Source organism: Thioclava sp. F42-5 (assembly GCF_002213195.1).
In the GTDB taxonomy this organism is placed as follows: domain Bacteria; phylum Pseudomonadota; class Alphaproteobacteria; order Rhodobacterales; family Rhodobacteraceae; genus Thioclava; species Thioclava nitratireducens.
Genome location: NZ_NBNZ01000003.1, coordinates 219,339 through 229,115 on the forward strand (window position 1 = coordinate 219,339; position 9,777 = coordinate 229,115).

A 9,777-nucleotide genomic window follows, 5' to 3' on the forward strand; every position below is an offset into this window, starting at 1 on the left:
TGACAAGGGCGATGCGCGCATATGTAGCTTTTGCACCTGCGCGTAAAGCCCCGTCAGCCGGTTTCCTGCGTCTTGCGGATCAGCCACCAGGCGAGGCTCGAGCAGGTCAGCGTCGCGATCACCATCGGCAGCGCAGTGCCGTTGAAGGACAGGCCCACCGGGGCTGCGATAATCACCGCGCCGACGGTCGAAATCGCCGACACGATGGACGCCGCCATGCCCGCGATATGGCCCATATGTTCCAGCGCCAGCGCGTTGAGATTTCCGAAGGTCAGGCCCGCCATCGCGAAGACCGAGACGGAGTAGATGAAGATGAACGGGAAGCCCGCCGCGCCGTCAGTGAACCCGAGCAACACCAGCACCAGCATCACCGTCGAGATCGCCACCTGGGAGATATAGGTCCCCTTGACGATCTTGCGCATCCCCAGCCGCATCACGTAGCGCGCGTTGAAGATCGTGGCCGAGCCCGCGAGCAGCGCGCCGATCGCGAACCACATCGGGAAGGTGTCGGTGACGCCATGCGCCGCGTAAAGCTGCTGCGCGGTGGACAGCAGGCCGAACATCTGCCCGAAGCCCAGCGTCATCGTCACGATATAGAGACGCACATCCGAATGGGTGATCACCTCCAGCGCCGCGGCGCGCAGCTTGGATACGCTCAGGGGACGGCGATCCTCGGGGGCGAGCGTTTCGGGTTGGCGGATCATCAGCCAGCTCACGCCGACGCAGCCGAAGACCATGAAGGCCCAAAATACGCCGCGCCAGCCCGCGAGAGCGATCACCAGTTGGCCGATCGAGGGGGCGACGGCCGGCACGAGGATGAAGATCATCATGATGAATGAGGTGATCTTCGCCATCTCGCGCCCGGCGAAGAGGTCGCGCACCAGCGCCATAACCGTGATCCGCGGACCCGATGCGCCGATCCCTTGCAGCACCCGCGCCGCCAGAAGCGCTTCGAGGCTTTGCGCATGGGCGGCGACGAAGGCACCGACCATGTAGATCGCAATCCCCCCCGCGATGGTCTTGCGCCGCCCCAGCGCATCCGAGATCGGCCCGGCGAACAGCGTGCCCACGCCCATGCCCAGCACGAAGGCGGTCAGCACCAGCTGCGCACGGTTGACCGCGTCGGGGCTCAACTCTGCCGCGATCTGCGGCAGTGCCGGCAGCATCGCGTCGATCGAGAAGGCGACCGTCGCGATCAAGGAGGCGAGCATAACCGTCAGTTCGGGCAGCGAAAGGGGCGTGCGCGCCCGGGGCGCGTCAGAGATGTGGGACATTCTGGGGGACTTTCCGAGAGTCGGATCTATTCGAAGCGCGAGCATAGGGAGCTGCGCCGATTTGGCCAGAGGGCCGGGCGCGCAGCCCCCTGTGCGCTCACGCGATAGTGACGGCGGCTGCGACGCCGGACAACTCGGTCAGTGCTGGGTCGCGTCGGACGGTGTGCCGGACAGCTCGTCGATGACCTGCAGCCACAGCTCGGTCGGTTGCGCGCCGCTCACCAGATGAGCATTTGCGACAACGACCGAGGGCACCGCGTTGATCCCACGCTCGCGCGCATGTTGTTCCTTGGCGACGATCGTGTCGATATCGGCATCCGAAGCCAGCAGCCGCTCCACCAGTCGCGGGTCCATCCGCGCCGCCTCGGCCACTTCACACAGCACGGTCGAGTCGCCGATATTGCGCCCGTCGCTCCAATGTGCGGCCAGCAGCCCCTCCATCGCCTCTTCCTGCCGCTCTTCCAGCCCCGCCCAATAGAGCAGGCGATGCGCGTTGCGGGTGTTCGGCTGATGGGTGACGCGCTCGGGGTGGAAATCGTAGCCCTCGGCCTCCGCGATCTCGAGCAGCTGCACATGCATCTTCGCCGCTCCGTCCTGACCGAACTTCGCCTGCAGGTAATCGGCGCGCGCCATCCCCTCGGGCGGCATCGTCGGGTTCAGCTCGAAGGGCTGCCACGCACGCTGGAACGGGTGGTCGGGGCGTTGGGCGAGCGCCCGGTCGAGCCGCGCCTTGCCGATGAAGCACCACGGGCAAACGGGATCGGCGAAAATATCGAGCGTGATCATGAGGTGACCTCCTGTTGCAGCATGGTGCGGATTTCCGAGCGCAGCACCTTGCCGTTGCGGTTGCGGGGCAGGGCGGCGATATGGGCGTAAAGGCGCGGCTGCTTGTAACGCGCAAGCCGGGCCTCGGCATGGGCGCGCAGCGTCTCTTCCCCGGCGTCGCCGGTATAGGCCAGTGCGATGACGCTTGCATCGGCTTTCACCGCGATTTCGACCGCGGCCACGTCGCCCGCGCCGGGGCAGTCATGCATGATCTCTTCGACCTCGATCGGCGAGACCCGGAAGCCGCCCGCATTCATCATATCATAGCCGCGTCCGAGATAGGTGATCGCACCATCTTCGCCCATCGAGACCGTGTCGCCGGTGACGAACCACGGGCCGACCCGGCGCGCCGCAGATTCTTCGGGCGCGTTCCAATAGCCCAGATAGAGCCCCGGATCGCTTTCATGGATCGCCAGCTGCCCCGGCTCGCCGCGCGGCACCGGTTGCCCGTCTTCACCCAGCACGGCGACATGACGGCCCGCCTGCGGATAGCCGCAGGTGCCGGGCGGCGCGGGATGGTCCGGACTGCCCGAGATGAAGGTAGAGCATTCGGACATGCCGAGCGCCTCATAGACCCTGGTGCCCGTCGCCGCGATCCAGGCCGCGCGCGTGGGCTCCGGCAGCGCCTCGCCCGCGCTCAGCCCATGGCGTAGCTTCGGCAGCGATAGCGCCTCATGATGTTTCAGGATTTGCCGGTAGACCCCGGGAGCGGCGGCGAAGATTGTCGCGTCGAAGCGCTTGAGCAGCAGGGGCAGGCTGCGCGGCTCCACGCCGTCCGCCGGGATCAGCGCGGTGGCGCCCAGCGTCCACGGGTCCATCAGCCCGGTGCCGAGCGTATAGGTCCAGTTGAAGGCGCCTGCATGCATCAGACGGTCGTCGGGCCCCATGCCATACCAGCCGCGATACATCATCTGCCGCGCCCAGATCGCGCGATGCGCATGCATCACGGCGCGCGCCGAGCCGCCCGTGCCGGAGGTGAAGATCATATAGGCGAGGCGGTTCGGATCGCCCATTGCGTAGTCGCAGGGGGCGGCGTCCTCGGCCTTGCGCAGAATATCGGCGGGGATCACGCGCGCCGGATGATCGGGCAGGGCGATCCCTTCCCCCGCCACGACAGCCGCCGGATCGAGATCGCCCGCCAGTTTGGTAATCTCCGCCTCGGTCAGCTGCGCCGATGTCGGCACCGGCACCAGCCCGGCTGCGATGGCGCCAAGGAAAGCGATGGGAAATTCCGGACCGTTGCCCAGCCGCAGCATCACACGATCCCCGGGCGTCAGCCCGGCGTCCAACAACAGCGTTCCCGCACCGCGCACCGCCGCGGTCAGCCGCCCATAGGACCAGCGCTGCGCGCCCGAAGGCTTCACGATCTGCATCGCCAGCTTGTCCGGGGTCGCCGCGCCTGCCGCCAGAACATGCGCGGCCATGTTGAAGGCGCTCGGCGGGGCGGGGATCGGGTCTGTGCGGTAAACTGAATCCATGCCGCCTAGCTAGGACGCGGCGCGCGCCCGAGCAAGCCCGAACGCGCGCCCTTCACTCTGACTTCGCCTTGGCGAAATTATCTTGGGGTGGGACGAGCTGCCTTCCAATGGAAGGACGCCCCGCCGAACGCCCGGAGCGCAGAGGAAGGGCCACGACGCAGCGGGGGCAGAGCCCCCTGCAACTTTAGCCATGTGCGACCGTGCGCGGGAGCAAAGCGCCCATGTGACGTGAAGTTTGCGCGCCTATGCGCGGGCTAAGCTTACTCGTCCTCTTCCTCGTCGTCGCCGAAGCGCGCGTCGTCGTCATATTCGTCCTCGCCTTCGGGGACGTATTTCGAGGAGGCCGCGATCGAGTGACCGTCATGAGTCGGGTCCATGATCACGTCGGAGGGCAATTCGCCTCGCATCCAGTCGCGAATTTCGTCGCGCGCGTCGGCGGGCTCCTGTTCGGTCAGCTCGGCGATATAGCGGATGAAGGCTTTCTGATCGCCGTCGATCTCGTCAAGCTCGGCCTCGTCGGCATCCGGCCACCGATCCACGATAGCCTCGTAAAATGCCGCCCAGTTTTCCTCGATATGGTGCCATTTCATCGCTTTTGATCCTTTTCTTCACGGCTCGTGTCGCGGGTGACCCTCATACTGAGAAAGGGACGCGCGCGGGGCTTTGCAAGGCACAAGGCCGAGATAGCTCGCGCGGTTCCATATCGCGTTGAATTCCGGGAGTTACCTGAACCAGCCCTGCACCGAACGGGCACCGCCGGAGATGTCGTCGCCCACACCGGCCACCGTGTTGCAGCCCGCCATTGCCGCAGCGATCGCTGCCAGAAGGATGAGTTTCTTCATTGTCCTGCCTCTTCGTACCACCAGACATCGGGCTCGAAGCCCGGCCATGCCCCGTATAGCGGGGTCTTCTCAGGGTAGTGAAGCTGCTTGATATGGGCGATCCGGTCAACCGGTGCGTACCAGATCGGAATGACATAGCGGCCCGCAGTCAACACCCGGTCGAGAGCACGGGTCGCGGCGACGAAATCCTCGTGGCTTTTCGCATCGAGCATGGCCTTCACCATCGCCTCGGCGGCTGGGGAATTCATGCCCATCCAGTTGCGCGAGCCGGGCTCTTTCACGCCTTTCGAGCCCCAGTAGAGGTTCTGCTCGTTGCCGGGCGACAGTGACAGAGCGCGCCAGTACCACGCCATGTCGAAATCATAGGAATTGGTGCGCTGTGTGTATTGCGCATCGTCGATCACGGTCACTTTCGGGAAGATACCCAGCTTCTTGAGCGCCTCGGTATAGATATCGACGATGCTTTGCGTCTCGGCCGCGCCCTGTTGCAGCACGATCTCGAAGGTGAAGGGCTTGCCGTCCTTCTTCAGAACGCCATCGCTGTCGACCTGCCAGCCGGCCTCTTCCAGCAGCTTCGCGGCGGCGCGCATGTTCTTGCGGTTGCGCACGCCGCCGTCGGACGTAGGCAGGCTGTAGCCGTCGATCGTGCCGGGCGGGAGCTGATCGGCGAAGGGTTCCAGCAGGGCCTTCACCTTGCCCGCAGCGGCGCCGTGCTCCATCCCCAGCTCGGAATTCGAGAAATAGGACGAGATCCGCGGCTCCGCGCCGCCATTGATGGTCTTGTTGATGAATTCGAAGTTGAACGCGTCGATCATCGCCTGACGCACCCGCCAATCCGCGAAAACCGGGTTGCGGGTGTTCATCACCAGCCCCTTGATCCCCGAGGGACGCCCGTTCGGAATCTCGGATTTGATCACGTCGCCCGATTGCACCGCCGGGAAGTCGTAGTTCCGGCCCCAGTCGGCCGCGTTCCATTCGGTGTAGCTGTCGGTCTCGCCGCCCTTGAAGGCCTCGAAGACGACGCCGCCATCGCCGAAATAATCATAGCGGATCGTGTCGAAATTGTTCCGGCCCTTGTTGAAGCCCAGATCCTTCCCCCAGTAATCGGGGTTGCGTTTCAGCTCGATATATTTGCCCGGATCGACGCGGCCCACGACGTAGGGGCCGGAGCCGATCGGAGCCATATTCGTGGTGGAGGCGAAGTCGTGCCCCTCCCATTGCGACTTCTCGAGAACCGGGCGCATCCCCATGATGAGCGCCATTTCGCGGTCCTTCACCTCGGGTTTGAAGGTGATGCGGACCTTGCGATCGCCGGTCTTCTCGATCTTTTCGACCTTCGACCAGGCGTTCTGATAGCGCGGATGGCCTTCGGTCCCGAGCGTCTTGTAGGACCAGATGACATCCTCGACCGTCACCGGGTTGCCGTCCGAGAACTTGGCCTCGGGGCGCAGGGTGAATTCCACCCAAGTGCGGTCCGGGTCGGTCTCGACCGATTCGGCGAGAAGTCCGTAGAGCGTGAAAGGCTCGTCCATCGAGCGGCCCATCAGCGATTCGGCGACATAGCGGCTGATTCCTTCCGCCGGTCTCCCGTTCAGGATCCACGGGTTGAGCGAATCGAACATGCCGGCCACGCCAAATCTGATCTCGCCGCCCTTTGGGGCATCGGGATTGGCGTAGGGCAGATGGGTAAAGCCGGCGGGAAGTGCAGGCTCGCCGTACATTGCAATCGCAGGTTGTGGCTCCGCGGCAGCGATCCCTGTAAATACAGGGGCGAGCCCGAAAAGAGCCCCGCCGAGTAAATGGAAAAACACCGATCTCGTCATGTTAACAATCCCTGCCTTGCCTGCATTTATTGGCGCCAAGCTAGCGAGAGGTTTGAAACTGCGCAAACTTTTCCCTTGGAGAGCGGCGCAGGATTGCTTATAAGGGATGCACTGCTCGATAGGTTTCTTGCCTGTATGAAACCTGCCTCATGACTTGACGCCCGCCCTAGCGCGGGCGTCTTTTTTTACCTCATTACCCAAGAAAACAAGGCCCTCACCGCGATCTCACGCGGTATTGCGCTTGCAGCATGGCGTTCGCACGCGCGGCGCGGCATGATCCCGGCGAATCCGTCACTTACGTCACCGAAGGAGAGAACATGTCGCTTCAGGGAAAAACCGCCGTCATTACCGGGTCGAATTCCGGGATCGGTCTCGGGGTCGCGCGCGAACTCGCGCGCGCGGGCGCCGATATTGTCATCAACTCCTTCACCGACCGCGACGAGGATCATAAGCTCGCCGCCGATATCGCATCGGAATTCGGTGTCACCGCGCGCTACATCAAGGCCGATCTCTCGAAAGGTGCCGAAGCGCGCGCCCTGATCGAGCAGGCGGGCAAATGCGATATTCTCGTGAACAATGCTGGCATCCAGCACGTCTCGCCGATCGAGGAATTCCCGGTCGAGAAGTGGGACGCGATCATCGCGATCATGCTGACCTCGGCCTTCCACACCACCGCCGTCGCGCTGCCGATGATGCGCAAGGCGGGTTGGGGCCGGGTCGTCAACATCGCCTCCGCGCACGGTCTGACCGCGTCGCCCTATAAATCGGCCTATGTCTCGGCCAAGCACGGCGTCGTGGGCCTGACCAAGGTCACCGCGCTCGAGACCGCGAAGGAAGACATCACCGTCAACGCGATCTGCCCGGGCTATGTGAAAACCCCGCTCGTCGAGGCGCAGATCCCCGACACGGCGAAGGAATACAACATGACCGAGGAAGAGGTAATCGAGAAGGTCATCCTCGCGCGCCAGCCGTCGAAGGAATTCGCGACGGTCGAGCAGATCGGCGGCACCGCCGTGTTCCTGTGCTCGGACGCGGCGGCGCAGATCACCGGGACCACGATCTCGGTCGATGGCGGCTGGACCGCGCTGTAACCTGAAAGACTGGCGGAGCGGTTTCGCTCCGCCTCTTCAATAGGGGCGTGACGAGAGCGTACGCTCATGCGCCTGACGATGCGCGATCACGGCCTCCAGCCGGTTCTTCACCCCGTATTTCTGCATGATATTGGTCATGTAGAACTTCACCGTCTTCTCGCTGATCGCGAGGCGCTTGGCGATTTCGCGGTTGGTCTTGCCGCGCTCCAACTCGCGCAGCACCTGCATTTCGCGGTGGGTCAGGCTCTCGCTCTCGGATCTTTCCTGCCCCGAAAGTGCCGCCTGCAGCAGCGCCGCCGCGAAGCTCGGCGAAACGAATGTGCCGCCGTGCAGGATCGCGTCGATTGCCGCCTGGAGTTCCGAGACGCCGACCCCTTTGAGAATGTAGCCCTTCGCCCCCGCGCTCATCGCCTCGATCGCGGTGGCGGGCTCGTCGCAGGCGGTCAGCAGGATGCATTGCATGGACGGGTCGTGATCGATGATCTTGCGAAGCGCGTTCAACCCGCCGCCGGGCATGCTGAGATCGAGGATCATCACGTCGGGCCGTCGCGCCCGGGCAAGCTCGATCGCGTCGATGGCGGAACTGCCTTGATCGAGCACGTCGATATCGAGCGCGTCCTGCAGCACGGCGCACAGCCCCTGCCGGAAAATTGGATGGTCGTCTACAATACAAGCCGTCGTCGGCACAAAATCGGACATCGAAATACCCCTTGAACGATCCCGCGACCGCGTTCCCCAACGCGTGAAGGCCAAGCCATCCGGACTGTCGCGAAATCCGTCTTCCCCCCGGACGTCCAGAATGAAGAGGTCTTGAAGAAACACAATAAAGAAAGACGCTTATCATCTAGCCCCATCGGTGTATGGGCGTAGCTCCAAGGGTTTACCTTTGCGTCACTTTCAGCGGCGTTCCGGTTCGAGCGGGATACGGCAGATCACCTCCGATCCCTGCGGCTCAAGCAAGCGGAACTCGAGCGTGCCTCCCAGCGATTGCGCCCGGAATTGCATCCCCGGCAGACCAAGCCCGCCCTCGCGGTATTCGCGCTCCTGCGGGGGGGGGTGGCCGGGGGCCGCGCCGCTGTCGCTTATGCGCAGAACGAAATCGCCATCCTCTTGATAGGTTTCGATTTTCTGCGTCGAGCCTGGAGCGTGTCGCGCGGCATTGGCCAGCGCTTCCTGCACGATCCGGCCCAAGGTGCGCCGCGTCGTCTCGGACAGTTCCGGAGCGTCAGGTGCGAGCGAAAGCGTGACCTCCAAACCGGTGCGTCGGCGGTGATCGGTGGCGAGCGTTTCGACCAGCGCGGCCAGCGTCGGCGCAGCGTCGAATTGCGGCGCGACCAATCCGCTCGAGATGGCACGGATTTCCTCCATCGTCTTGCGCGCAACTTTTTTGATTTCCGAGACAATCCCGGCCGCTTTCGCTTCATCGGTCGCCCCGGGCGAACGAATCAGATGCTCCAGCCGGTCGATCTCCAGCACCAGGTAGGAGAGAAGCTGGCAGGCGCCGTCATGCAGGTCCGCGCCGATCCGACGTTTCGCGCGCTCGTCGATATCGGCGGCATTCCGCGCGGCTTCGGCGATCGAGCGGTGCAGTTGCGAATTGCCGAGCAGCAGCCGCTCGCGCTCGGCGAACTGGCGGCGGAGCTCGACGGTCTGGCGCTCGATCGTCAGGCTGCCGCGCTGCACGATCAGGAACAGCATGGTGAAGACGATGATCGCCACTGGCCCGACAAAGAGCCATGTCGTCTTGGCGGAGGTCAGCAGCGCGCCCCGGACCACATCGGCGTTCTGATAAAATTCTCCGACGGCAAGAATGGTGCCGGTCTCCAGGTCTCGCAGCGGCGCATAGATTTCATAGAGATGCACGCCCAGCGCGCGCTCGGCATCATGGGCCGCGTCCTCGAGATCGGGAAACCTTCCGAAGACATTCCCCTTGAGAGCCTCGAAGATCTCGTCGTCGGGCAGCACATGGCCAAGCCCTGCATCGGGCGCGAAGATCAGCTTGCCCTCGCGGCTCCAGATCTTGATGGCGAGGAAGTTGCCCTGTTTGCGAAACCCCTCCGCGAGCGCGTGCAGCGCGGCGAGATCTTCGGCGCGCAACGCATCCGATCGGCCCAGCGCCTGAACATGCGGCTGCAGAAGGTTCTGCATGTAGAAGGCGGCAGTGTCGGCAGAGGCGTCGAGAAGCCGGGTCGTCGCGCGGTTGTTGATCCAATAGGCGAGGGAAGCCAGCAAGAGGCTCAGCACCAGGCCCAGACCCACCAGAAACTGAAGGGATAACGAAAATCCCAGAAACCAGCGCAGCGGGTTGCGCACCGGCTGCACCCGGTCCGGGGCCCCCACATCCCCGACCTTGGTCGCATCGCTCTTAGACCTTCGTCCCATGTTCCCTTGCGTCCTTTGGCGAGGAGCGTTCCCGACCATAGGGGAAAATCGCGTTGGACCTA

At 63.9% G+C, this 9,777-nt stretch carries 8 protein-coding genes; 1 reads left to right on the forward strand and 7 read right to left on the reverse strand.

The features are described from left to right. Window positions 1-53: 53 nt before the first annotated feature. The 5 genes from B6V74_RS10580 to B6V74_RS10600 form a co-directional block, all read right to left on the reverse strand. The gene (locus B6V74_RS10580; protein ID WP_077701219.1) at window positions 54-1,274 is read right to left on the reverse strand and encodes a multidrug effflux MFS transporter; all 1,221 of its coding nucleotides are present in this window, start codon (window positions 1,272-1,274) and stop codon (window positions 54-56) included. Between the two features lie 138 nt (window positions 1,275-1,412). Next, entirely contained in the window at window positions 1,413-2,060 is a 648-nt protein-coding gene (locus B6V74_RS10585; protein WP_075774783.1) for a DsbA family oxidoreductase, read from the reverse strand. Continuing rightward, complete coding sequence (locus B6V74_RS10590; RefSeq protein ID WP_088722763.1) at window positions 2,057-3,577, reverse strand: class I adenylate-forming enzyme family protein; 1,521 nt, start codon at window positions 3,575-3,577, stop codon at window positions 2,057-2,059. Before B6V74_RS10590 ends, B6V74_RS10585 begins: the two co-directional genes overlap by 4 nt. 260 nt (window positions 3,578-3,837) lie before the next feature. Further along, a complete protein-coding gene (locus tag B6V74_RS10595; protein WP_075774785.1) occupies window positions 3,838-4,167 on the reverse strand; it encodes a hypothetical protein in 330 nt (109 codons plus the stop codon). A 248-nt stretch (window positions 4,168-4,415) separates the two neighbouring features. Further along, window positions 4,416-6,242 carry an extracellular solute-binding protein gene (locus tag B6V74_RS10600; RefSeq protein ID WP_088722764.1) on the reverse strand — a complete coding sequence of 609 codons (1,827 nt, stop codon included), beginning with the start codon at window positions 6,240-6,242 and terminating at the stop codon, window positions 4,416-4,418. Window positions 6,243-6,559: 317 nt separating this feature from the next. On the opposite strand from B6V74_RS10600, the gene B6V74_RS10605 reads away from it, so the two are divergent. Beyond that, complete coding sequence (locus B6V74_RS10605; protein ID WP_075774787.1) at window positions 6,560-7,333, forward strand: 3-hydroxybutyrate dehydrogenase; 774 nt, start codon at window positions 6,560-6,562, stop codon at window positions 7,331-7,333. Window positions 7,334-7,369: 36 nt separating this feature from the next. Here B6V74_RS10605 and B6V74_RS10610 read toward each other — a convergent pair whose 3' ends face one another. Together B6V74_RS10610 and B6V74_RS10615 are read right to left on the reverse strand one after the other, a co-directional pair. After that, a complete protein-coding gene (locus B6V74_RS10610; protein WP_088722765.1) occupies window positions 7,370-8,032 on the reverse strand; it encodes a response regulator transcription factor in 663 nt (220 codons plus the stop codon). A 198-nt stretch (window positions 8,033-8,230) separates the two neighbouring features. Next, window positions 8,231-9,715 (reverse strand): ATP-binding protein, encoded by a 1,485-nt coding sequence (locus B6V74_RS10615; protein WP_168184214.1) that lies wholly within the window; start codon window positions 9,713-9,715, stop codon window positions 8,231-8,233. Window positions 9,716-9,777: the final 62 nt, after the last annotated feature.

Coding starts and splice junctions, on each gene's coding strand:
- B6V74_RS10600 (WP_088722764.1), bottom strand. CDS start 6,242: ATGACGAGATCGGTGTTTTTCCATTTACTCGGCGGGGCTCTTTTCGGG.
- B6V74_RS10590 (WP_088722763.1), bottom strand. CDS start 3,577: ATGGATTCAGTTTACCGCACAGACCCGATCCCCGCCCCGCCGAGCGCC.
- B6V74_RS10605 (WP_075774787.1), top strand. CDS start 6,560: ATGTCGCTTCAGGGAAAAACCGCCGTCATTACCGGGTCGAATTCCGGG.
- B6V74_RS10615 (WP_168184214.1), bottom strand. CDS start 9,715: ATGGGACGAAGGTCTAAGAGCGATGCGACCAAGGTCGGGGATGTGGGG.
- B6V74_RS10610 (WP_088722765.1), bottom strand. CDS start 8,032: ATGTCCGATTTTGTGCCGACGACGGCTTGTATTGTAGACGACCATCCA.
- B6V74_RS10580 (WP_077701219.1), bottom strand. CDS start 1,274: ATGTCCCACATCTCTGACGCGCCCCGGGCGCGCACGCCCCTTTCGCTG.
- B6V74_RS10595 (WP_075774785.1), bottom strand. CDS start 4,167: ATGAAATGGCACCATATCGAGGAAAACTGGGCGGCATTTTACGAGGCT.
- B6V74_RS10585 (WP_075774783.1), bottom strand. CDS start 2,060: ATGATCACGCTCGATATTTTCGCCGATCCCGTTTGCCCGTGGTGCTTC.